Genomic DNA, 24,265 nt, shown 5'->3' with positions numbered 1-24,265 from the left:
ATGAAAGAATACGCAAGAAAATATAAGGATGAATTGCTCTTGAATGTTTTGCCCTTTTGGGAGAAATATTCTATTGATAAAGAGTTTGGGGGATATTTTACGTGTTTAGAGCGTGATGGTTCTGTTTTCGATACGGACAAATTTATGTGGCTTCAAGGTCGTCAAATTTGGACAATGTCTACGATGTATGATAGCGTAGAGTCAAAGGAAGAATGGAGATCAATTGCCGAGCATGGGGCACGATTTATCTTGGATCATGGTCGTGACGCTAACGGAGATTGGTATTTTGCTTTGAATCGCAGCGGCAAGCCTTTAGTCCAACCGTATAATATTTTTTCGGATTGTTTTGCGACAATGGGATTAGCTTCATTGTACAAAATCACCAACAAAGATGAGTATGCTCAGGTTGCTGTAGATACATTTAACCGAATCCTAGCAAGGCAAGAAAATCCCAAAGGAAAATACAGCAAGGCGTATCCTGGTACGCGCAATCTTAAAGGTTTTTCTCTTCCAATGATCTTGAGTAATCTATCCTTGGAATTAGAACATCTAGTTGGTACGCAAACCGTTGAAACGCTAATTGATGAAATTATCCATGAAGTAATGGAGGTTTTCTATCAAGCAGATAGTGGTTTGATCATGGAGAGCGTGCATTTGGATGGATCATTCTCTGATACATTTGAAGGGCGCTTGGTGAATCCGGGTCACATCATTGAGGCTATGTGGTTTATGATGGATTTGGCGGATCGTCGCCAGGATCTTGTTTTGATGAATAAATGCATTGCTATTGCATTACGCGCCTTAGAGTATGGTTGGGATGAGCAATATGGCGGCATTTTATATTTTAAAGATATTTTGAATCGTCCTCCTCAACAGTTGGAGTGGGATCAGAAATTGTGGTGGGTACATTTAGAAGCTTTAGTTTGTATGGCCAAAGGCTATGCGTATACAGGAAATGAAAAATGTAAAGTATGGTTTGAGAAATTGGATGCCTATACATTTACACGTTTTTCGGATCCTACTTATGGAGAATGGTACGGGTACTTGAATCGTCAGGGCGACCCATTGCTTACACTCAAAGGAGGTAAATGGAAAGGCTGTTTCCACGTACCACGTGCTTTATTAAAAGTGTATGAGGCAATTGAGCAAGATAAAACTATTCTTATGCAATAATTAACTATACTTAGTTAGTAAATTACTTCGTTTCAGTTTTCAAATAAATTTCTTATATATAGAATCTAGCGAAATTTCATCGTATTTTTTTGATTTATTTATTAATTATTTTTAAAAATATATTGGATATAGCTTTTAATATTTATAAATTAGTGCAATAATTACTAATTATATCTTAATAATAACCTGATAAGAATAAAATTATTTATAAAAAGCTGGACCAAATTTACATCTATACGATACTTTATTTGTAAAATAGAGTAATAACAAGAGCTGTATTATGAAAAACACCAAAACACCAAAAACAACAAAATAATAAATTATGAAATGTCTAAACTTCGCAACATCTAATGTGTTTAGAGCTTTCTGTTTGATTTTTATGCTGTTCAGTACAATGACTCTTTATGCGCAAACGGCATTGCGTGGAGTGGTTCGTACCGATAAGCAAAGTCCAATCGCAGGAGCTACAATCAAATTAAAAAACAGTAATCAACTTGTCTTCTCTTCATCTGATGGTCAATTCACTATTAATGTGGACAAATTCCCTTTAGAATTGGAGGTGTCTTATTTGGGGTATGAAACTCAGGTAGTGTCTGTCTCAGATAATCGGCAAGTAAATGTAACATTGTTAGAATCTAATAATGAAATTGATGAAGTAATGGTAGTGGCATATGGTACGCAAAAGAAAAGTACTATGGTCGGATCAGTTGCTCAAATTAGTAGTGCTGAAATTAAGAAAGCACCTGCAATGAATATTACCAATACGTTAGCGGGCCGTCTTCCTGGATTAACTTCATTACAGCAATCTGGTCGTCCAGGAGCTGATAATGCGAGTTTATTTGTTCGTGGTATTGGTACATATGGCTCTAACAGAGGTCCATTAGTTATTGTAGATGATATCGAAAGACCTTCTTCTACTTTGGCTTATTTGGATCCAAATGAGATTGAAACCATTTCAGTATTAAAAGATGCGGTAGCAACTGCTGCATACGGAGTGCAGGCAGCGAATGGTATTATTATCGTAAAAACGAAATCTGGTTCTAAGTCTAAGCCAAAGGTTTCTTATGATTTTTCATTAAATATTGGACAAAATACGCGCTTTCCTAAATTCTTAGATGGTCCAGATTATATGGCATGGTATAATAAAGGAACTGAGGTAGATAATGATATTTTATTAAATACAGGAGCTGATCAAGTTGCTTTCGTATTCTCACAAGAGATGATTGATGCTGTGCGCAATGGTACAAATGATAATCCTTTACTGGGAAACACAGATTGGATGGGCATTTTAGCAGGTAACAATAGCTATTCTCAACATCATGCGGCAACTATTAACGGTGGTTCTGACAATACGCAATACTTTGCTTCTATTAATCACTTGGAGCAAGATGGTGTAATTAATCATACGAATTTCAAACGATATAACGTACGCACAAATATCAATACGAAGGTTACTGACTATTTGAAAGTGGGCTTAAATATTGGTTTGAGAAATCAAGAAAGTAATACGCCAGGTATTTCTCCGGATAATACAGCTTACATGAATCCATTCTATCAAGCTACGCGTATGTTGCCTAACTTGCCAATGTTCGCTCCAACGGGTGAATATACTTCATCTAGAAATGGTGCAGGATTAATGAGTCCTATCGCTTCAGTGGAAGAATCTGGTTACCAAAAATACCTAATGAATATTTTCCAAGGAACGGGTCACTTAGAATTTTATGTTCCTGGTGTGAAAGGCTTAACAGCTAAATTGCAGGGAGCTTACGATTATCAAGGCCAAGAAGCTAAAACCTGGACGCAACCCTATACCACTATGATGCGTGATCAAGAGCAAGTTTCTGGAAATTATGTGGCTCAATATGTTGTTCCTGGTATTTCTAAAACAACTTTAAGACAAAGTTATTCTGCAAACTATAGTAAAACTCTGCAAGGAAGCTTAAATTATAATAACACTTTTAATGACCATTCAGTAGGAGGATTGCTATTATACGAATTTTATAAAGGAACTGGTAATGTATTTTCAGCTGGAGCTAGTAATTTCCCAATTACAGTAATCCATGAGATTAATTATGGTTCTAAGGAAGATGAGGATCTTATTGCTTCTACAGGTTCTTCGAGCCCTGAGATTACCCGTGCGGGTGTAGTAGCTAAATTTAATTACGGTTTCCGTGATAAGTATCTATTCGAAGCTGCTGCACGCTGGGATGCTTCATCCAATTTTGCTAAACAAAACAGATGGAAAATGTTCCCTGGCGCAGGTTTAGGATGGGTAGTTTCTAAAGAAGATTTTTTCCAAGATATCGTTGACAATGGATCCATTGATTTCTTAAAATTCAAGACATCATTTGGACGAACAGGTAATGATCGTGCAAATGCAGGTCAGTTTTCATATATGCAGACATTTGCGCAGCAAACTACACCTGGTCTAGTGATAGGGGGGCAGCCGATTGCGGCGGTGTATTCTGCGAATATTCCGAATTCAGGCTTAAAGTGGGAGGAATCTCAAATGTTTAATATTGGGTTTGAATCTCGTTTGTTTAAGAATTTTGGATTTGACTTCGAATGGTTCTACAGATATACTTATGATATTCTTGGAGGTGTTGGTGGTCTTTATCCGGCGTCTATTGGTGGGTATCACGCATCCTTAGCTAATATTGGGACGATGGATAACAGAGGATTTGATGCGCAATTAAGATATAACAACACCTTTGGTGATTTCAAATTGGGCGTAACAGGAAATATTAACTGGTCTAAAAATAAGTATTTAAAATATCAAGAAGCGGATGGAACTCCAGCTCATTTGAGTGTAATCGGTCGTTCGCTGGGTGAGAAGACAGGATATGTAGCTGACGGTTTTATTGAAACTTGGGAAGAAGCTAAGAATACATCTTCACCTTCTACAGGAATCATTGCACCAGGTTTCTTCCGTTATAAAGATTTGGACGGTGACGGTCGTATCACAGCTTACGGAGACCGTTCATTTATTGGGCGTTCAAATATTCCAGAACTTATGTTCGGATTAAATATCGATATGGCATACAAAGGCTTTGATTTCTCTGCATTATTGCAAGGAGCTGCATTAGCTGATGTGTCATTAGCTGGTGGATACGAAGGCGCTGTTGGAGTTAGTGGTGTGCATGATAATACAGTGTGGACCAAAACTTTCTATGGTAGTGGTAATTCACCTTATTTCTTGATGGAAAATGCATGGAGACCAGATAATATGGATGCAGAATTCCCACGTTTGACAGCAAATAAAGTAGGCGTTTCACCACACAATGCAAATGGAAACTCTGGATGGTTAAGAAAGGGTGATTATTTGCGTCTTAAATCAGTTCAATTGGGTTATACACTTCCTAAATCTTTATTGGATAAAGCAAAAATGGACAATGTAAGATTATTTGTTACTGGATCTAATTTATTTACTTGGGATCATTTGAAATTTATTGATCCAGAAATGCCTAACGTAAACTTAGGTTTCTATCCACAACAACGCATTTATGCATTTGGATTAAGTGTTACTTTTTAATATGAAGGTTATGAAATTTAAATCAAAATTTAAATATACAATAATGGCACTACTGTCATCATCTGTCATCGGCTTTAATAGCTGTGACATTGATATAGTGCCTCAAGATAGATTCACAGGAGAAATTGTTTGGTCTGATCCTGCTGTCGTTGAATTATACTTGAATGGTCTGTATGCAGAGATTAAGAGTTTTCAATTTGGGGTATTTCCTGGATTGGGCTATGATAATGCTATGGACGCTCTAGCGGATGGTATGAAGTTCACATCCACAGTATCTGGTAATGGTACGGTGAATACATTGATTAGTAACTCCAATCAATTTTCACCTTCAAGTGTTGGATTAAATTATTGGGGTTCAGCTTATAATCGTATTCGTCGTGTTAATGAGTTTTTGGGTTTTTTACGTACTCAATCTTCATTCCCAGAAGCAGAAATGTTGAGAATCGAAGCTGAAGCTCGTTTCATACGTGCCTATACATATCATTGGTTAGCGAAAATTCACGGCTCAGTAGTAATCTTAAAAGATATCAGTGATTACGCAGAAAAGGATAGACAACGTTCTTCTGAAGCGGAAGTTTACGACTTTATGATTGAAGATTTAAAATTTGCTGCCGCTAATCTTGGAAATACAAGCTTGGCAGGACGTGCTAATAAAGGTACTGCAAATGCGCTTCTATCACGTGTAGCTTTGTATGCTGGATCAATCGCTAAGTACGATTTGAATCAATTCAATACGGATGAGCTAACAGGTATCCCTGCAAGTCGTGCCAAAGAATATTACAAAATTTCAGCTGATGCAGCTGATGCAGTTATCAGTTCAGGTGTCTACCAATTAGAGTCTGATTTCGCGAGTATCTTTACACGTAAAGTAGGTCAAGCTAATAAGGAGGCAATTTTACGTGTAGATTTTGTTGCTCCTCAATTGACACACCAATATGATTTTGGTTATGCACCTCCGCGTGATAACAATGGCAATACCATGGTCTATGGTGTACCAACTGCGGATTTGGTAGATGAGTTCGAGATGGCCGATGGAACGAAATTTTCATGGTCTAATGCTACACATGCGGCAAAGCCCTATGAAGGTCGTGAGTCGCGTTTTTATGCTTCGATTCTTTATCATGGAGCACAATGGAAAGGCCGTACATTAAACACTTCTGTTGCAGATGCGCAGGAGGGATTTTCCCAGTATGGAGTATTAGCAGAGCCTCGTCGTACAGTGACGGGTTATTATACGAAGAAATTCTTAGATCCGACTAATACAAATTTTGGTGTAAATAGAAGTTCTCAAAGCTGGATTGAATTACGTTTGGGTGAAGTCTACCTTAATTTGGCTGAAGCAAAAGCTGGATTAGATGATTACTCGGGTTCTGCAAGTACATTGTCTGCATTACGTACTGCTCGTGGTTTAAATATTATCAACTATAATACAGCAGCTACTGCTTTAGCAGCTATAGAACACGAAAGAATGGTAGAGTTGGCTTTTGAAGGTCATCGTTTTTGGGATTTAAGACGTTGGAGGAAAGCGCATATCACGCTGAATAATAGACGCGTATCTGGGCATCGTGTAGAAGTAGCAGGTCAAAATGTGTCATATACAACTGTTCCAGCAGATGATAGAGATCGCAGTTTTACAGGTAGATTGTATTATTTACCTATTCCTGAGGCTGAGGTTCAGGTGAACACTGCATTAACACAAATTAAAGGGTGGTAATTATAAACTTATAGAATATGAAAAAGTTTTTAAGCAATATCACAGGATTAATTATGGTGTGTGCATTAGTATATTCATGTGCTAAGCCAGAACATATTCTTCCTAATGATAAAAATACAATAGCAGATTTTTACGCATCACTAGATGGTGATGGCAGAAATAGACATTTTAACAGTCGTATTAGTAATGATACAGTATATGTAGATATTGACTATTACTATCCAATCAACTCGGATAATGAGGTGGATCTTACTAAGATGTTATTGAGAGCATCTATCCCTACCGATGCTAAGATATCTCCGTCATTAGAGGGATATACAGATTTGACAAATCCTGTACATGTAACTGTAACTGCAGGTAATGGTGAGCAAACTAAATATGTAATTGTAGCGAATAAAAAAGGAAATACAGATGTTGTTACAGCTAAATTAACCTTTGAAGATGGTAATGGAGAAACGCAAGAATCAGATGCAATCATCATAGGAAAAGATATTAATTTTTCTATAGTCCCAGGTACTGTGGTGAATAATCCACGTATTACGTATTCTTTAAATAGACATGCTACAGGATCTATTACAAACGGCGGATCTATTAATCTAGCAGCGCCTATTACCTTTACAGTAAGTTCTGCAGGAGACGCGAAAACTAACTATAAAGTGCAACAGGTAGTAGCAACTAAATTGGCTAAAGGTATTCGTCCAGGTAGTGCTAAGATCATGTTCGTTAAGAAGTTGAAAACAGACTTGGGTATTACGGTAGACAATGTTACTGGTGGTATTGCAGCTTCTGGTAAGCACTTAGTTATCAATACAAGAGATCAAAATAGCATCTATATAGATGGTGTTACAGGTCAAAAAGTTGGAGAAATTAACCTTGGTGAAGTTCGTGGTGGCGTACGTAATTTCTATACTACATCGGACAAAGCGGGTAATATCTTAGTTAATAATTTGACTGCAAATGATGGTAATATATTCAAAATTTGGAAAATAAGTTCTGTAACTAGTACACCTCAAATATTCATTGAATGGAATGCTGGTGGGGCCGCATATGGACGTAAAGTTTCTGTAATTGGTGATATTACTAAAAATGCAATCATTACAGCCCCTCTTTATGGTTTAGCATCGTTAAATACATTCGCGCGTTGGGAAGTAGTAAATGGAGCTGTTGTTTCTCAAACACCTCAGATGGTTACTATAAACGGGTACACTTGGGCATGGAACAATGCTGATGTGATTTACACTAATCCGTCAAATATAAAAAGCGATTATTTCGTAGTAGGCTATGGTCAAAACACTTTAGGTAAAGTAAATGGCAATACGAATAATGTGGTAAATGAAAATGCAAAACTTGATGCAAACTTTGTGAGTAATACCGTGGACTACATTGAATTTAATAACGCCAAATTTGTAGCCTACAACCATATTAATGGATTTACGTGGGGTACTGCAGATAATGTGTTCTTGTATGATGCAGAGTCAGCTATGTCTGGTAATCCTGCAGCAACGGGTGCTCCTGGTGTTCTTTGGAAAACTACACCTGGTATTTATGGTGCCAATGCAAACGGCATGCCTGTTAATGGAAATACTACTGGTGACATAATAATGACTACATCCGAGAATGGATATTACATGTACCTATACTTCATGTTTACAAACGGTTGTGTAGTTGGTGTACAATTTGACTGTGTAGATTTATAATAATATAAGTTTTACTGCAGCTATGTCAAATTAAAACATGGCATAGCTGCATAATTTTTAATATATGAAGTTTAGTGCAAAAAAGATTTTGTGTGGTTTATTAGTTTGCGTAACAATTGCTTGCTCCAAAGATAAGCCATCTCTTCCCCCAGAAGTAGGTGGTCCATCTAAGCCAGATGATGAAACACCAATCGATCAAGAGCCAGGAAGAAATGTGTTAGCATGGGTAGATGCACATTCAAATGTATTTGGAACTTACGGTAAATTCAATGATAAAGCGGAAATTGTTGCCATTTTAGATAAGTTAAAGGACTCGGGCGTTACTGGACTTGTAATAGACGTAAAGCCATCTACTGGTCATACGATGTATCCTAGTAGTTTGCGTAAAGATTTAACAACACGCGACGGAAAAACAAGACCTACAGATTATGTAGAATTCTTAATTGCTGAAGCTAAAAAGCGTCAAATGAAATCCTATCTATCGATTGTAACTTTCGTAGAGGGCGATGCTAATCGTAAAATTGGTTATGTATATGACAATCCGACTTTCAAAGAGAAGAATGAAAGTATTGTTGTAGCTAGCGAACAAGGTAATCTTGCACGGATTTCCACAGTGCAAAACGCTGTATTCGTTAATCCAGTACAACCAGAGGCTCAAGAGCGTGCATTAGATTTAATAAAAGAAATCACAGGCAAATTTGATCTAGATGGTTTTATTCTCGACTATTGCCGTTATAACGATATTAATGCCGATTTCTCGGATTATTCAAAAGAAAAATTCATCGAATTTTTAAAGACTAAATTCAATGATGCTTCCGCTGCAAATATGGATTTTCCAAAGGATATAGTTAACTCATGGAAATCAAGTAATGGTCAAATCGTACCAAATGTAACAGGTAAATATTACAAACAATGGTTGTATTTCCGTGCATCGGTAATTCAAGATTTTGTAAAAAAAGCACGTACAGCTGTGAAGTCTGTAAAATCAAATGTTGATTTTGGTGCTTATGTAGGAGCTTGGTATGGATCATATTACAATGTAGGTGTAAACTGGGCTAGTAAAAATTACGATCCTTTCCAAGATTACAACTTACGTATGGATTGGGCATATCCTGGATATGGCGAAACGGGTTATTTCGAAGAATTAGACTTATTGATGACAGGGAATTATTTCACGCAAATTATGTTAAGTGAAAATCCAGCAACAGCAGGTATGAAATACCACTGGTGGAGTATGGAAGGTTCTTTGAATGGTATCGAATACATCACTAAAAATACAAGACCAATTTACGGTAGTATGGATATTGGTAATATTAATTACAAAAGTAAAGAAGAAATCTCTCGTGGTATAAAATATATGCTTGGCAGAACTTCTGGTGGTGTAATGTTATTTGATGTTGTCCATATGTACGTACCACAATACAATTTCCTAAAACAAGAGTTGTTTGATGCAGTTAAAGCAGGGGTTAAAAATTAAAAACATGTTTAGATTATTATATTTAGTATTAGCTAGTACGATTACTTTTATTTCATGCTCAACACAGAAAAATGTTGACGATAAAAGTAAATATTTTGTAGACCGTAATATTTTATGGTTTGATGCCACAGCCAATTTTGATCGTTTTTGTGATAAAGATTCTATTACGTTTTATTTAGAAAAATCAAAGGAAGTAGGTGTAACGGATATTGTGGTTGACGTAAAACCGATTACTGGAGAAGTTCTTTATCCAAGTAAAATCGCTCCTGTAATGGAATCATGGGGTGAATCTGGAGTCAAGAAAGATTTGTCTTGGGACATGTTGGCATATTTCATCGAAGAAGGACATCGTTTAGGACTAAAAGTTCACGCGTCTACGAATGTTTTTGTGGCAGGTCACAATTTCTTTGATAGAGGTGTAGTGTATGAAGATTCTGCCAAAGCTGCATGGCAAACGATCTCATACTTGCCAGAAGGATTTGTGAAAATTACCGATCAGAAAACGAAATATTCAGCTATGGTAAATCCAGTGTTGGAAGAAGTAAGAAATTATGAGCAATCAATTCTTAAAGAATTAGTTTCTTCTTACCCTAAGTTGGATGGTATTATTTTGGATCGTGTACGTTTTGATAATTTGAATGCCGATTTTTCAGATTCAAGTAAGATTGCATTCGAAAAATATTTAGGACATTCTGTAGAGAATTATCCTCAAGATATTTTCTATTTTGAAGGAAAAGATCGTAAAGAAGGCAAATTATACAAAGTATGGTTGGAGTGGAGAGCGAGTATTATTCATGATTTTATTTATTCTACTCGTGAGCAATTGAAAGCTATTAATCCAGATATCATATTTGGTGATTATACAGGCTCTTGGTATCCTTTATATTTTGATGTAGGTGTGAATTTCGCAAGTAAATCATATGATCCAAGCAAAGAATTTGATTGGGCAACAGAGAAATATAAAGATTATGGTTATGCCGATGCTTTAGATTTATTTACTACGGGTAATTATTATTTTGAAGTTGATAAATCAGAATTAATTAAAGATGACGGTACAGCCGAAAGAACCCTTGAATCAGGTCTTATCGTTAAAAAAGAAGACTGGTATACAGTAGAAGGTTCTGCTGAATTAGTAGAGAAAGTTGTAAAAGGAGAGACTCCTGTATACGCTGGCTTATATGTAGAGCAATACAAAGATAATCCGGAGCAATTTATCAAGGCACTAAAAATGTGCCGTAAAAAATCTCAAGGTTCCATGATTTTTGATATTGTACATATCATAAATTATGGATGGTGGGATGAGCTAAAGGCAGGATTGAACAACTAATTAACTATATCTAATCATCCACACAAATAGCATTTGTGTGGATGATTTATTTTAAATAAAATACTAAATCTTGTAATCATATAATGATCGAATACGCAAGAAAATATAAGGGTGAATTACTCTTGAATGTTTTACCCTTTTGGGAGAAATATTCTATTGATAAAGAGTTTGGGGGATATTTTACGTGTTTAGAGCGCGGTGGTTCTGTTTTCGATACGGACAAATTTATGTGGCTGCAAGGTCGTCAAATTTGGACAATGTCTACGATGTATGATCGCGTAGAGTCAAAGGAAGAATGGAAATCTATTGCGGAACATGGGGCACGATTTATCTTGGATCATGGTCGTGACGCTAATGGAGATTGGTATTTTGCTTTGGATCGTAGCGGCAAGCCTTTAGTCCAACCGTATAATATTTTTTCGGATTGCTTTGCCACAATGGGATTAGCTTCATTGTACAAGATCACCAACAAAGATGAGTATGCTCAGGTTGCCGTAGATACATTCAACCGAATCATAGCAAGACAAGATAATCCCAAAGGAAGATACAGTAAGGCATATCCTGGTACGCGCAATCTTAAGGGTTTTTCTCTTCCAATGATCTTAAGTAATCTATCCTTGGAATTAGAACACCTTGTTGGAACGCAAACCGTTGAAACGCTGATTGATGAAATTATCCATGAAGTAATGGAGGTATTTTATCAATCGGACAGTGGTTTGATTATGGAGAGTGTGCATTTGGATGGATCATTCTCTGATACATTTGAAGGACGTCTAGTAAATCCTGGTCACATCATAGAAGCTATGTGGTTTATGATGGATTTGGCTGATCGTCGTCAAGATTCTGTTTTGATGAATAAATGTATTGCTATTGCATTACGCGCCTTAGAGTATGGTTGGGATGAGCAATATGGCGGCATATTGTATTTCAAAGATATTTTAAACCGTCCACCTCAACAGTTGGAGTGGGATCAGAAATTGTGGTGGGTGCATTTGGAGGCTTTAGTATGCATGGCCAAAGGCTATGCGTATACAGGAAATGAAAAATGTAAAGTGTGGTTTGAGAAACTGGATGCCTATACATTCACACGTTTTTCGGATCCTACTTATGGCGAATGGTACGGGTACTTGAATCGTCAGGGCGAACCATTGCTTACACTGAAAGGAGGTAAATGGAAAGGCTGTTTCCACGTACCACGTGCTTTATTAAAAGTATATAAGGCAATTGAATCTGTCAATAAACAACCGCTAATAGTATAGTATTAATAATAAACTTTTTATATCCCTAAATTATGATAAAATCTAGTGTAAAATTGCTCTTAGCTTTAGCTATATGTTCTAGTTATTCCTGTAAAGAAGAAACACATACTCCTCCAACTTGGGGTGTAGAAGAACCTGATAAAGGAGGTGAAAAAAATGAAAACATTGTAAAATTAGGTTGGACTAATGTTGAAAAGACATTTGGTGACTTACCAAACCATATCACAGTTTACAAATCTCCTGCTACTTTGCAAAATAAACAAGCTATCGCTTATATTGCTGTGGGAGATATGTCAAAGGCTACTTTTGACATATTGGGAGATATTGCATACGATGAAACGGCTAAGGGGTATGGTTCGAAAACTGTTAATACCTTGACACAGTTTTATGCTAAAACGCCCAAACCTATTATAATTAATGCTGGTTTGTTCTATTATGCAAACGCTTTTTATTTTTCACAAAATTTAGTTGTCAAAAATGGTGTTATGCTAGCTCCCAATCAGAATTATTTCTCGAAAGATTGGGTTACAATGTGGTATCCAACTTTAGGTGCATTTTCTCAAATGCAGGATAATTCTTTCAAAGCGTCGTGGACGTATTTTACTAGTGCTGGTTTAAATTATTCTTATAATAAGCCTGCTGCGAATGATGCTTCAAAAACTCCATTGGGCGTCCCTACAGCTACATTTCCAGAGACTGCAACGGTTTTGAATGCAAAAACTGCGATTGGTGGTGTGGGCGTGTTGCTTAAAAATGGCGAGATTAAAAATACATACATTGAAGAAATGTTAGACGTGTCTTCTACTTCAAATCAACCACGTACGGCGATAGGTATTACCGTTGATAAGAAAATGATATTATTTGTTTGCGAAGGTAGAAATGTTACAGCAGGTGTTGCTGGTCTCACTACATTAGATGTGGCAAATGTAATGAAATCCTTAGGCTGTGTTGAAGCTTTGAATTTAGATGGAGGCGGTTCAAGTGGTATGTTGGTAAATGGAAAAGAAACAATCAAACCTAGTGGAGGTTCTCAACGAGCAGTATTAACTGGGGTCAGTTTACAATAATGTCATTTTAAAATAGAATGAGAGTTTTTCTTATAGTAATATTTGTTGCTGCACAAATCTTTATTGCTTTTGCTCAACAGCAAATTTCCGGTTACGTACGTGCAAATAACAAAGTTGTTCCTAATGTGGTTGTAAGTGTTGGAATATCAACAACAATTACGGATAAAAATGGATATTATTCATTGCAGAGTAGTGAAGGAGATAAATTCGTCCAAATATCAACGCCAAGTGGTTATGTTCCGAATGTATTAAAAACTATTCCAAGTTTTTACCAAAAGATAGAATCCTCAAAATCGAACTATGATTTTGACTTGATTAAAAGTACAAAATCTGATAAGGCATATATGTTTTTTGTGCAGACTGATGTACAGGTAGCCAATAGAGATGATCTCAAATTGTATGAAGATTATGTGTTAACTGATATTCAGCAAACACTTGAAAAGGATAAAAAATCAATATGGTTTGGTGTTGATCTAGGCGATTTGGTAGGGGATGATCCTAATTTGTTTGAGCCCTATGTCGAAGCTATGAGTAAATTAAATGTACCTGTTTACAGAACTATCGGTAATCATGACATGGCTTACTGGGGAAGATCTTTTGAAACGTCAGAGACACACTTTAATAAGCATTTCGGGCCGACTCGATATTCATTTGATGTGGGTAATGTACATTATATCATCTTGAATAATAATTTCTATATCGGAAGGGATTATTTTTATATGGGGTATATAGATGAACAAACTTTTCTATGGTTAGAGAGAGATTTAAAATATGTCCCCAAAGATAAGACTGTATTTGTAATGCTGCATATTCCAACTAGGCTACAAGTTGAAAAACCTGCGTTTCAGTATAATTATTCGCTTATGGGCGGAACAACTATCAATGCTGATCCTTTGTATAATCTGTTGAAAGAGCACAAAACTCATATTTTGTCTGGACATACGCATTTGAGCAATAATATTGTTCATTCTGATTCGCTCTACGAACACAATATTGCGGCAGCATCTGGCAGTTGGTGGAGTTTAGATGTTTGTACCGACGGTACACCGAGAGGCTATCGTGTTTTTGAGATTAATGATTCTGAGGTATCATGGTATTACAAAAGTCAAGGTTATCCTAAAGAATATCAATTTCGCGCGCAAATAGATAATGAAGGAAATATTGTTGCTAATGTATGGAACTATGATTCCGCTTGGAAAGTTGAATGGCTTGAGGATGATAATGTAATCGGTGAAATGGCTAGGTACGAAGGAGTAGATCCATATGTGCAGGCATTATGTACTGATCGTTCAAAAATAAAGTATGATTGGATTGCTCCAAGTAAAACCAATCACCTTTTTAAAGCCAAGTTAAAAAAAGAAAATGCTTCCGTAAAGATCAGAGTTACAGATCGATTCGGAAATATATATACATCTACCATTAAATAAGCAGAAAGCCACTCCAATTTGGAGTGGCTTTCATTTTTTCTTATAGAAGGAAATACACTTACTTCGTATTCAAGTTTGTCATTGTAAGTCCAATCCCGATGCTTACGAATGAATGTACCATCTTAACGGAATGTTCAATTAAAGAAGGTAATTCTTTTTGCTCTTCTTTATCAAAAGGTCCCAATACATAATCGACTTGTCTTCCTTTCGGGTAATTGTCTCCTATACCAAAGCGTAGTCTTGGGTAATTTTGACCGCCGCAAAGTGCTTCAATGGATTTAAGACCATTGTGTCCAGCGGCAGAACCTTTAGGTTTAATACGTAGTGATCCAAAAGGTATCGCTAGATCATCCACTATCACTAACACATTGTCAATTGGAACTTTTAATTGTTGCATCCAATAATTCACAGCTTTACCGCTTAAGTTCATATAAGTGGTTGGTTTGATCACATACACATTATGGCTACGTAGTTTGAATTCTGTGTAGTACGCATGTTTTAATAATGACCAAGTGCTGCCTGCCTGCTTAGCCAGTTCATCCGCCACCATAAATCCAATATTATGTCGAGTATCGGCATATTCGCTGCCGATATTTCCGAGACCAACAATCAAAAAATTCATGGTACAAAGGTAAAAAATGATTTCATATGCTACGAAAAAAGGGCATCGATATTTCGATGCCCTCCATTTTTGCCAGCTGGAAAAAATTATTTTTTCTTACCGCCTTTAGCCGCTTTAGCTGCTTCTTGCTCTGCTTGACGTAATGCACGTGACATGATTACAGATACGATAGTATCGTCAGCGTTGTTTAATACTTTTGCGTTCTCTAATTTTACTTGGTCAACGCGGAAAGATTTACCAACTTCTAAAGATTCCATAGGAACTTCGATAACTTGAGGCAAGTTGTTAGGTAATGCTTTAACACGTAGTTTACGTAATTTTTGAACTAATTTACCCCCCATTTTCACACCTGGAGAAGTTCCTGTTAATTTAATAGGAATATTTAATGATACTTCTTTGTCATCAAATAATTCTAAAAAGTCAATATGAGTAACTAAATCAGTTAATGGGTGGAATTGCGCGTCTTGAACGATAGCTCTTACAGTTTTTCCATCGAAGTTTAACTCAACGATAACAACATCTGGAGTGTAAAGAACTGCTTTCAAATCAGCTGCGGATACAGAAAGGTGAGTTTGTGTAGTACCACCATAAAGAACTGCAGGAACTTGTCCTTCGTAACGCAATCCTTTTGCATCTCTTTTCCCTACGTTCTGTCTTACAGAACCGCTAATAGCAATTGATTTCATATTAAAATATATAAATTTTGAGGTGCAAAGATAATCATTAAATCTGTGTTAACAATGATTAATTAACTTTTTATGAGAAAGACTTTTACGAAAGGAAAATTCTGAAGTGGAACACTATAATCAATGTGTTTACGTTTTTAATTATTTGTTGATTCAAGCTAACTTGATTAAAATTTTTAGTAAAGTTTTTGTTATATCTATATTTTTTTTCTTTTGTAATGTCTGTTTTAGTACTTTTGAGCATAACCTGTATTATGAGTCTACTAGAGGATTTATTAAAAGAAGTTGGGTCAGCAAAAACTACGATAAAACGTAAGTCAGCTTTAAACAAAGTAAAGTTGATGATGACGCTTTTCGACAAAGAAACGCTCACTTTAGGCGAGCTTGTCCAAGATGTTGGGCTTAGCTTTCCGACAATGAATAATCTAGTACTAGATCTACACGAACGAAAACTATTAGTTTCGAAAGAAAAGGGAGAGTCTATTGGTGGCCGTAAGCCTATACTTTATCAGCTGAGTGATGGTGTCTTCAATGTATTATGTGTTGAAGTAGAGCGTTTTTCTGTGCGCATGGTTGTCATGGACAATAATAATAATATATTATTCGAACGCAAATCATATCCCTTCGAAATTAGCACAGACGAAAATGATATAGATGACCTGGTACAGGTCATAAAACAGTACTATACGGATATGCAAATTGATGAGCAATATATTTCTGCCATTGGGTTGAGCATGCCAGGTCTTATTAATTACAAACAAGGAACAAACCAAACTTTCTATAGTAACAATGCTTTTAATATTTCAGCCTATTTGAAGCAGAAATTAGGAAAGCACGTAGCAGTCATCAACGATGTCAAGGGTGCAGCATTGAGTGAGTTGGCTTATGGGGCTGCACAAAATAGAGAAAATGTACTTGTCATTTTGATGGATTGGGGTATCGGACTTGGTGTTATCATAGACGGTAAAGTTTATATGGGCAATGAAGGTTTTGCTGGTGAAATGGGGCATATGGTATTTGTGGATGAGGGCGATTTGTGCTATTGCGGCAAAAGAGGATGTCTGGAAACGATTGCTTCGGGAATATTCCTTGTAAATCAAGCGCGTCAAGACATCGCAAAAGGAATTCCTACTTTATTAAAGAACTTACCTAATATCTCGGATCTTCAGCCACAACACATTATTGAAGTAGCAAATCAAGGTGATCAATATGCAATTGATTTGATTGCGAATCTTGGTAATAACTTAGGAAAGGCAATATCCTTATTGATTCAAATCCTAAATCCTGAATCAGTGGTGCTAAGTGGAAAATTTGCAAAGGCAGGTTCATTAATTACAATTCCTATTCAACAAAGTTTAAATAAATATACAATGAATGCAATTAGACAAAAGTGTGAGATACACCTGTCTTCGTTGGGCGAAAATGGCTATGCGCAAGGATTGGTAAGATATACTGTTGTAGATTATTTTAAAAGTAATCTCGACGCATTAATAACGAATAACTAAACTCATTTATAAAATTAATTATTTAAGATATGGACAAACAAAATTCTTCAAGACGTGATTTTATCAAAAAATCATTGATTGGAGCTGCTGCCTTTACAATTGTTCCAAGATTTGTTCTGGGCAAAGGGTACTTGGCTCCTTCCGATCATCTTACAAAAGGGGTGATTGGAGTAGGTTCAATGGGAAGAGGTCACTTTGGTTACGCAGGCACGAAAACTGTAGCTATCTGTGATGTAGATTCTAGACATTTAGCATTAGCACAAAAAGCACTAGGTGGTGGTGTAAAAGAGCATCATGATTTCAGAGATTTGATTCAAAATCCAGAAGTAGACATCGTCCATATCGCAACTCCTCCACACTGGCATGGTTTGATGGCTCTTGAGGCAGCACGATCAGGAAAAGATATTTGGTGTGAGAAACCAATGACACGTACCATCGGTGAAGGTAAAAAGGTAAAAGAAGCAATTGCGCAACATGGCAATATCTTCAGATTAAATACTTGGTTTCGTTTTGATTCCAATTTTTATGGTATGAATGTGCCTGTGAAAAAAATCAAAAAAGTAGTAGATACAGGTATGTTGGGTTGGCCATTGAAAGTAACAATCAGTAAGCATACAGGTTTCGATTGGAAATTCTATTGGGTAGGAAAAGAAAATCTTCCAGTAGAGCTAGCACCAAAAGAATTGGATTACGAAATGTGGTTGGGGCCAGCGCCTTACAAACCATATAGTACACACCGCGTGCATACGACATTCCGTGGATATTGGGATTATGATGGTGGTGGTCTAGGTGATATGGGACAACATTATCTGGATCCTGTCCAATATTTCTTAGGTAAAGATAACGAGAGTCCTGTGAAAGTAGAAGTGGATGCTCCACAACAACATTCGGATGCGGTAGGTACCTGGAGAAAAATCACGTATACATTTGCAGATGGTTGTCAAATCATTTTGGATGGTGAAGGAACTGAAGTTGGTAAAGCTTATATCGAAGGACCAAAAGGAAAATTATATAGAGGTTTCAAATCTGATATTCCAGATTTAGAACGTAAGTTGGCACAATATCCAGATCCAGCACCTCAAATGACTGATTTTGTTGAAGCTGTACGTACACGTCAAAAATTTGCATTGAACGAAGAGAATGGATACTACTCGAGTACATTAGTAAATCTAGGTCTGGCGGCTTTGCGCTTGAATCGCACTTTACACTTTGATTCAGACAAACAAGAATTTGTGAATGATGAAGCAGCGAATCGTTTGATCGATCAACCTATGAGAGGTCCTTGGACAATGTAATTATATCAACCCATGAAAAGAATTTTTAACACCCTATCTATATTATTGTTGTTGCAAACTGCGTCATATGCGCAACAACCTTCGGGTCGTACAACAGCTACTAAAATTGCTGATGTATTAGCCCAGCAGCCAGCGGAAGAACAATCAAAGTTCTTATTGGCTATGAAAGAATTAGAGAATTTTACGCCAGAAGATGTAGCTGCATTATTAGTTACCTTAAAACCACAAGGCGGTCCGAATGCAACTGTTGAATATGCGACAAATTCTTATGCTTTTTATGTAATGCAGCCTGGCAAGGATGCAGCTCGTGAAAAATACGCGAATGGCTTGTTATTGGCTTTAGACCAAGTAAAGGATAAAGATAACAAAGGTTATGTATTGGAATTGTTAAAATTTTGCGCTAAGAATGAAGCCGTTGCTAAAGTTTCCACGTTCTTAACGGATGATTATCTAGCAGAAAAAGCTGCTCGAGTTTTGAGCGCAATCGATACCAAAGAATCATCAGATGCATTAAATAAAGCTTTAACGGGTAATGTTACTGAAAAGACGGCTACAGCGGTTATTGGTGCATTAAGCGAAGTCAAAAATCAAGATGCAGAAGCGCGAATTATTGAATTAATAGGTCAATTTTCTTCGGATAATTTCCAAAGAAATGCATTCACCGCGTTAAGTAAATTTGGTGGTCAGAAAACATACGAAGTGTTGTATAACAAAGCAAAGTCTGTGGAATTTGGTTTTGACCGTACAAATGCATCTTCTTTGTTGATTGAATTCGCGAATAATCTAGCGAAGAATAACAATCAAAACTTAGCTACGCAAGTTGCAACCCGCGTATACAAAGAAGCAAATGGTGAATCTGCAATAGGTGCGAAAGTTGCGGCTTTAGAATTATTGTCAAGACTGCAGCCTTCTAAACAACGTAAGGAGCTATTGAAGATTTCGTCGAGCAATAATGCCATTCTGCGTAATGTAGCTTTGGGTTTATTGGGTAATGGAGCTTCAGCCTCAGATATGAAGAAAATTGCTTCATCCTTGTTAAAATTGGATGCTCAAGGACAAGAAAGTGTTTTTAACTTTTTAAGAACCAAAGATTCAAAAGCGTCTATTGCGGTAATTGAAAAAAGTTTGCCAAAATTAAAAGGTGAAGAGGCTAAGATTGCAGCATACAATACTTTGTCGGTATTGACAGAAGGTGCGAATACGGAATTCTTAATCGGTCAGTTAGCTACAGCGTCAACTAAAGAAGCAGATGTTTTGAAAACTTTATTATTAACATCAAAAAATGCGCAAACTATTGATGTGGTGAATAAAGTAATTGGATCTGCTGACGAGAAAACACAATTGGCATTATTGGATGTGTTGTCAAAACGATCAAATCCAAATTCAGCAGCACAAATATTCAGCCTACTAAATTCTTCAAATAGCACCGTTAAGGCGGCAGCATACACTGCATTACCAAATGTGGTGAATGATAATGATTTTGATAAAATCATCGAGGTTTTAGGTAAAGCTGACGCAAAAGATGTAAATGCTGCACAGCAAGCTGCAATCGTGGCGTTGCAAAATAATGCAGACAAAGCTAATATTGTGAAGCGACTTTCAGAGAATATTTCTCGTTCATTGGCGCCATCATCAGCACGCTACTTTCCGATTTTTGCGGGAGAAGGCAGTGATGAATCGTTAAAAACAATCACAAACTATATCGGTCAAGATAATCCATTGCGTGCAGATGCGATCAAAGCTTTGGCTAGCTGGTCAAATACATCTTCTTTGGATGCATTAACTGCCTTGTTGCGTACAGAAAAAGATGCGACATTGTTTAGTACAGTTTTTGATGGTTTTATCAGACAATTGAATGCAAGTAAAGTAAACAACGACCAGAAAACGATTTTGTTGAAAGATGCATTTGAATATGCGCAAAATACAAGACAAAAAAATACTGCATTAGGAAGTTTAAGAGCGACAGGAACGTATTCTGCTTTAGCATTTGCAAGTAGATTCCTAGAAGACAAAGACTTGAAAGGTACAGCGACAGATGTAGTGATGAATATTACTGCAGACAATAAATCATTCATCGGAACAGATGTTCGTCAATGGCTTGAAAAAGCACAGAACAATCTTTCTGGAAGTGAAAGCTCATATTTGCGTGAAGCAATCGTACGTCATTTGGCAGAAATGCCAAAAGGGGAGAGCTATGTATCTATCTTTAATGGTAAAGATTTGACAGGTTGGAAAGGTCTGGTTGAAAATCCGATCAAACGTGCTCAAATGAGTGCTAAAGAATTAGCTGCTAAACAAGAAATAGCTGATAAAAAGATGCGCGAAAATTGGAAGGCTGAAGATGGTTCTTTAGTTTTTTCGGGGCATGGAGATAACATTGCTACTGTAAAACATTACGGTGATTTCGAATTAATACTAGATTGGAAATTAGACAAAAATGGAAAAGAGCCTGATGCAGGTGTTTATCTGAGAGGAACTCCGCAAGTTCAGATGTGGGATATCTCACGTACTGATGTAGGTGCTCAGGTAGGTTCTGGTGGATTGTATAACAATCAAAAGCACGAGTCAAAACCATCCAAAGTTGCAGACAATCCACTTGGTGAATGGAATAACATGAAGATCAAAATGGTGGGTGAAAAAGTTTGGGTTTGGTTAAATGGTGAATTAGTAGTTGATAATGTAATATTAGAGAACTATTGGGACAGAAATCAGTCTATATTCCCGACAGAACAAATCGAACTACAAGCGCATGGTTCTCGCGTATGGTACAGAGATATTTTTATTAAAGAATTGCCACGCAAAGTAACCTATACATTGAGTGACGCGGAGAAGAAAGAAGGCTTTGAAATGTTATTTGACGGCACTAATTTAGATAAGTGGACATCATCTACGGCGTATGAGATCACTGAGGAAGGGGTTTTGCGCTCTAATCCCGATGCTAAATTTGGCAAAAATATCTACACTAAAAATGAATACAGCGATTTTGTATATCGTTTTGAATTTAAATTAACTCCAGGTGCAAATAATGGTGTTGGGATTCGTACGCCAATAGAAGGTGACGCTGCTTACTTGGGACATGAAATTCAGATTTTGGATGACAATGCTGATGTTTATAAGAATCTAGCTCCTTATCAATACCATGGGTCGGTGTATGGCATCATTGCTGCTAAGCGTGGCGCTTTAAAACCGCTTGGTGAATGGAACGAGCAAGAGATTCGTGTGCAAGGTTCTAAAATCAAAGTTACCCTTAACGGAAAAGTGATTGTGGATGGAGATATAAAAGAAGCAACTAAAAATGGTGCTGCTGACAAAAAAGATCATCCAGGATTAAAAAGAACGACAGGTCACATTGGTTTCTTAGGTCATGGTACCGAAGTTTTCTTTAGAAATATTCGTGTGAAAAGTTTGTAAACATTCTATCTTTAATACAATAGATAAAGCCGGCAAATTACATTTGTCGGCTTTATATTTTTTAAACGGTTAATTTAATATTCTATCTGAAGTGTTTACTATTTGAATTTTAATGCGCTCGTTATTTTTGAGCCAGTCTGTTTGAATTTTTCAAAATCATTAAATAAAATAAACATCCAAACATTTGCAACATCAGTCTTGTGGAGTAAAGTCATAAAGCAATTGGAGTATTCTGTACTGAAATCTTTTGTTGTTTTGATTAGAGATGCAAATGCTGCATCACCATTGAAATCTTGTTTTACTAATTCTGGTTTAATTACCATTATTCTTTTTGAAAGTTCGGGTATATTTAATGTTTTATTTGATATATTGAATAATACAGCAAGCATTGTAGCAGGGTTATTTGCTTGATTATAATTACTGTCAATTAAATCAATACGATATCTAACTTCATAGTTTTTTGCTTCATCTTGATATGCATAGGAATAAAGCATACTTCTATTAGGAATAGTAGATACCTCTTTGTGGTTTTCAGGTAATTCGAACTGCATATTTGCGGATTTTAGAGTTTCAGCAAAGCTTTTAATTTGGCTATAGCTTATATTTATTCCTGTGAAACATAATAAAGCAAATAGCATTGTTGTGTTGATTGTTTTTATCATAATTCGTGAGTTTATTCTAGGATGCGATAACTCTTAGAATTCCATAATTGATTACTATGGAAATTTTAATTAACACAACAAGGGCTGAAATGAAAATTCCAGCCCTTGTTGTATAATATATTATAGCTTAATTAGTCAACATCAAATAAATCAGAAATCGAAGAGTGCTGATTTACACTTTTGATTGCTTTAGCAAATAAATCTGCTGTAGACAATACTTTGATTTTAGTTGAGCTTTTAGCTTTCTCAGCGTCTAATTTAATAGTATCAGTAACGATCATTTCTGCTAATACAGAGTTTTCAATCGTTTCGATTGCTTTTCCAGATAATACAGCATGTGTACATACCGCTCTTACCGAGTTAGCGCCATTTTCCATGATTAATGCAGCAGCTTTAGAAAGTGTACCTGCAGTATCACAGATGTCATCAATTAATACTACATCTTGACCTGTTACATCACCGATAATTGACATCGATTCGATTTCATTTGCGCGTTTACGACGTTTGTCACAAATGATAACTTCCGCGTTGAAGAATTTAGCAAATGTACGTGCGCGGTACGAGCCACCCATGTCTGGAGATGCGATAGTCAAGTTAGGTAGATTCAATGACTTGATGTAAGGAACAAAAATTACTGATCCATCCAAATGATCTACAGGAATATCAAAGAATCCTTGGATTTGCGCAGCGTGAAGATCCATCGTCATAATACGGCTAGCACCAGCAGCTGTGATTAAGTTTGCAATCATTTTAGCACCAATTGCTACACGAGGTTTATCTTTACGATCTTGACGAGCAAAGCCAAAATAAGGCACTACAGCAGTGATATAGTGAGCTGAAGCTCTCTTCGCTGCGTCGATCATCAATAATAATTCTAAAAGATTGTCGGTAGGTTGGTTGGTAGATTGGATTAGGAAAACGTCACTTCCTCTTACAGATTCATTGTAGAACGGTTGGATCTCGCCGTCACTGAATTTCGATAGTGTCTTCTCTCCTAAAGCTTTCCCGTACGAGTGGGCGATTTTTTCTGCTAGTTCTTGTGTTCCTGAACCTGCAAATAATTTAACCGTGTTAAATTGCAAAGGCATGGTGTTGTTGTATTTATATGTTTTTATGAATGATGGACAAAGTTAGATAAATACAATTGAAAATAAAAAGACTATAGTGAGAAATAAAAAGACATTTAATAGGTTATGGAAATAGCGTAAAAAGAAAAAGAGAGCTACAAAATTTGTAACTCTCTTTCTGTTGTCCGACCTGGATTCGAACCAAGACAAACAGTACCAAAAACTGTCGTACTACCCTTATACTATCGGACAATCATCAAAATGACTTTCTAAAAAAGATTAGATTTTCATTTCTTGTGCAAAGATATAAACTCCAATCAAAAAGCCAAAATATTTTTATTTTT

Annotated in this window: 16 protein-coding genes; 12 read left to right on the top strand and 4 right to left on the bottom strand. The window is 36.5% G+C overall.

What is annotated here, in order from left to right:
• The 9 genes from GOQ16_RS01635 (at position 1) to GOQ16_RS01595 (ending at position 14,673) form a co-directional block, all read left to right on the top strand.
• On the top strand, positions 1-1,173 hold the full coding sequence (locus GOQ16_RS01635; RefSeq protein ID WP_160067265.1) for a n-acyl-d-glucosamine 2-epimerase: 1,173 nt from the start codon (positions 1-3) through the stop codon (positions 1,171-1,173).
• 322 nt (positions 1,174-1,495) lie between these two features.
• A complete protein-coding gene (locus tag GOQ16_RS01630) occupies positions 1,496-4,705 on the top strand; it encodes a SusC/RagA family TonB-linked outer membrane protein (protein ID WP_160067263.1) in 3,210 nt (1,069 codons plus the stop codon).
• A 43-nt stretch (positions 4,706-4,748) separates the two neighbouring features.
• Positions 4,749-6,419, top strand: a complete 1,671-nt coding sequence (locus GOQ16_RS01625) for a RagB/SusD family nutrient uptake outer membrane protein (protein ID WP_160067261.1) — start codon at positions 4,749-4,751, stop codon at positions 6,417-6,419.
• A 17-nt stretch (positions 6,420-6,436) separates the two neighbouring features.
• Positions 6,437-8,116: a DUF5018 family protein gene (locus GOQ16_RS01620; RefSeq protein WP_160067259.1), complete on the top strand. Its 1,680-nt coding sequence runs from the start codon at positions 6,437-6,439 to the stop codon at positions 8,114-8,116.
• 64 nt (positions 8,117-8,180) lie between these two features.
• On the top strand, positions 8,181-9,593 hold the full coding sequence (locus GOQ16_RS01615; RefSeq protein ID WP_160067257.1) for a family 10 glycosylhydrolase: 1,413 nt from the start codon (positions 8,181-8,183) through the stop codon (positions 9,591-9,593).
• Positions 9,594-9,597: 4 nt separating this feature from the next.
• On the top strand, positions 9,598-10,920 hold the full coding sequence (locus GOQ16_RS01610) for an alpha amylase family protein (RefSeq protein WP_160067255.1): 1,323 nt from the start codon (positions 9,598-9,600) through the stop codon (positions 10,918-10,920).
• Positions 10,921-11,003: 83 nt separating this feature from the next.
• A complete protein-coding gene (locus GOQ16_RS01605) occupies positions 11,004-12,179 on the top strand; it encodes a n-acyl-d-glucosamine 2-epimerase (RefSeq protein ID WP_160067253.1) in 1,176 nt (391 codons plus the stop codon).
• A 32-nt stretch (positions 12,180-12,211) separates the two neighbouring features.
• A complete protein-coding gene (locus GOQ16_RS01600) occupies positions 12,212-13,246 on the top strand; it encodes a phosphodiester glycosidase family protein (RefSeq protein ID WP_160067251.1) in 1,035 nt (344 codons plus the stop codon).
• A gap of 17 nt (positions 13,247-13,263) precedes the next feature.
• Complete coding sequence (locus GOQ16_RS01595) at positions 13,264-14,673, top strand: calcineurin-like phosphoesterase C-terminal domain-containing protein (protein ID WP_160067249.1); 1,410 nt, start codon at positions 13,264-13,266, stop codon at positions 14,671-14,673.
• 58 nt (positions 14,674-14,731) lie between these two features.
• On the opposite strand, the gene pth is transcribed toward GOQ16_RS01595, so the two are convergent.
• Together pth and GOQ16_RS01585 are read right to left on the bottom strand one after the other, a co-directional pair.
• Positions 14,732-15,295 carry an aminoacyl-tRNA hydrolase gene (gene pth / locus GOQ16_RS01590; RefSeq protein ID WP_160067247.1) on the bottom strand — a complete coding sequence of 188 codons (564 nt, stop codon included), beginning with the start codon at positions 15,293-15,295 and terminating at the stop codon, positions 14,732-14,734.
• Between the two features lie 86 nt (positions 15,296-15,381).
• Entirely contained in the window at positions 15,382-15,981 is a 600-nt protein-coding gene (locus GOQ16_RS01585; protein ID WP_149912525.1) for a 50S ribosomal protein L25/general stress protein Ctc, read from the bottom strand.
• A gap of 254 nt (positions 15,982-16,235) precedes the next feature.
• Between GOQ16_RS01585 and GOQ16_RS01580 the strand changes: the two genes are divergently transcribed.
• The 3 genes from GOQ16_RS01580 to GOQ16_RS01570 are packed head-to-tail and all read left to right on the top strand — an operon-like array spanning position 16,236 to position 22,192.
• The gene (locus tag GOQ16_RS01580; protein ID WP_160067245.1) at positions 16,236-17,486 is read left to right on the top strand and encodes an ROK family protein; all 1,251 of its coding nucleotides are present in this window, start codon (positions 16,236-16,238) and stop codon (positions 17,484-17,486) included.
• A gap of 29 nt (positions 17,487-17,515) precedes the next feature.
• On the top strand, positions 17,516-18,781 hold the full coding sequence (locus tag GOQ16_RS01575) for a Gfo/Idh/MocA family oxidoreductase (protein WP_160067243.1): 1,266 nt from the start codon (positions 17,516-17,518) through the stop codon (positions 18,779-18,781).
• Between the two features lie 12 nt (positions 18,782-18,793).
• Positions 18,794-22,192, top strand: a complete 3,399-nt coding sequence (locus tag GOQ16_RS01570; RefSeq protein ID WP_160067241.1) for a 3-keto-disaccharide hydrolase — start codon at positions 18,794-18,796, stop codon at positions 22,190-22,192.
• 98 nt (positions 22,193-22,290) lie between these two features.
• On the opposite strand, the gene GOQ16_RS01565 is transcribed toward GOQ16_RS01570, so the two are convergent.
• Complete coding sequence (locus GOQ16_RS01565; RefSeq protein WP_160067239.1) at positions 22,291-22,743, bottom strand: hypothetical protein; 453 nt, start codon at positions 22,741-22,743, stop codon at positions 22,291-22,293.
• Positions 22,744-22,985: 242 nt separating this feature from the next.
• Positions 22,986-23,942, bottom strand: a complete 957-nt coding sequence (locus GOQ16_RS01560) for a ribose-phosphate pyrophosphokinase (protein ID WP_160067237.1) — start codon at positions 23,940-23,942, stop codon at positions 22,986-22,988.
• Positions 23,943-24,265: the final 323 nt, after the last annotated feature.

Source organism: Sphingobacterium bovisgrunnientis (genome assembly GCF_009829085.1).
GTDB classification, from domain to species: Bacteria; Bacteroidota; Bacteroidia; order Sphingobacteriales; family Sphingobacteriaceae; genus Sphingobacterium; species Sphingobacterium bovisgrunnientis.
The sequence above is the reverse complement of the archived record's forward strand: the minus strand, read 5'-3'. Positions and strand labels throughout refer to the sequence as shown.

Bases quoted from the DNA above. Each gene is read 5' to 3' on its own strand.
- GOQ16_RS01635 (WP_160067265.1), top strand. From the start codon at position 1: ATGAAAGAATACGCAAGAAAATATAAGGATGAATTGCTCTTGAATGTT.
- GOQ16_RS01630 (WP_160067263.1), top strand. From the start codon at position 1,496: ATGAAATGTCTAAACTTCGCAACATCTAATGTGTTTAGAGCTTTCTGT.
- GOQ16_RS01625 (WP_160067261.1), top strand. From the start codon at position 4,749: ATGGCACTACTGTCATCATCTGTCATCGGCTTTAATAGCTGTGACATT.
- GOQ16_RS01620 (WP_160067259.1), top strand. From the start codon at position 6,437: ATGAAAAAGTTTTTAAGCAATATCACAGGATTAATTATGGTGTGTGCA.
- GOQ16_RS01615 (WP_160067257.1), top strand. From the start codon at position 8,181: ATGAAGTTTAGTGCAAAAAAGATTTTGTGTGGTTTATTAGTTTGCGTA.
- GOQ16_RS01610 (WP_160067255.1), top strand. From the start codon at position 9,598: ATGTTTAGATTATTATATTTAGTATTAGCTAGTACGATTACTTTTATT.
- GOQ16_RS01605 (WP_160067253.1), top strand. From the start codon at position 11,004: ATGATCGAATACGCAAGAAAATATAAGGGTGAATTACTCTTGAATGTT.
- GOQ16_RS01600 (WP_160067251.1), top strand. From the start codon at position 12,212: ATGATAAAATCTAGTGTAAAATTGCTCTTAGCTTTAGCTATATGTTCT.
- GOQ16_RS01595 (WP_160067249.1), top strand. From the start codon at position 13,264: ATGAGAGTTTTTCTTATAGTAATATTTGTTGCTGCACAAATCTTTATT.
- pth (WP_160067247.1), bottom strand. From the start codon at position 15,295: ATGAATTTTTTGATTGTTGGTCTCGGAAATATCGGCAGCGAATATGCC.
- GOQ16_RS01585 (WP_149912525.1), bottom strand. From the start codon at position 15,981: ATGAAATCAATTGCTATTAGCGGTTCTGTAAGACAGAACGTAGGGAAA.
- GOQ16_RS01580 (WP_160067245.1), top strand. From the start codon at position 16,236: ATGAGTCTACTAGAGGATTTATTAAAAGAAGTTGGGTCAGCAAAAACT.
- GOQ16_RS01575 (WP_160067243.1), top strand. From the start codon at position 17,516: ATGGACAAACAAAATTCTTCAAGACGTGATTTTATCAAAAAATCATTG.
- GOQ16_RS01570 (WP_160067241.1), top strand. From the start codon at position 18,794: ATGAAAAGAATTTTTAACACCCTATCTATATTATTGTTGTTGCAAACT.
- GOQ16_RS01565 (WP_160067239.1), bottom strand. From the start codon at position 22,743: ATGCAGTTCGAATTACCTGAAAACCACAAAGAGGTATCTACTATTCCT.
- GOQ16_RS01560 (WP_160067237.1), bottom strand. From the start codon at position 23,942: ATGCCTTTGCAATTTAACACGGTTAAATTATTTGCAGGTTCAGGAACA.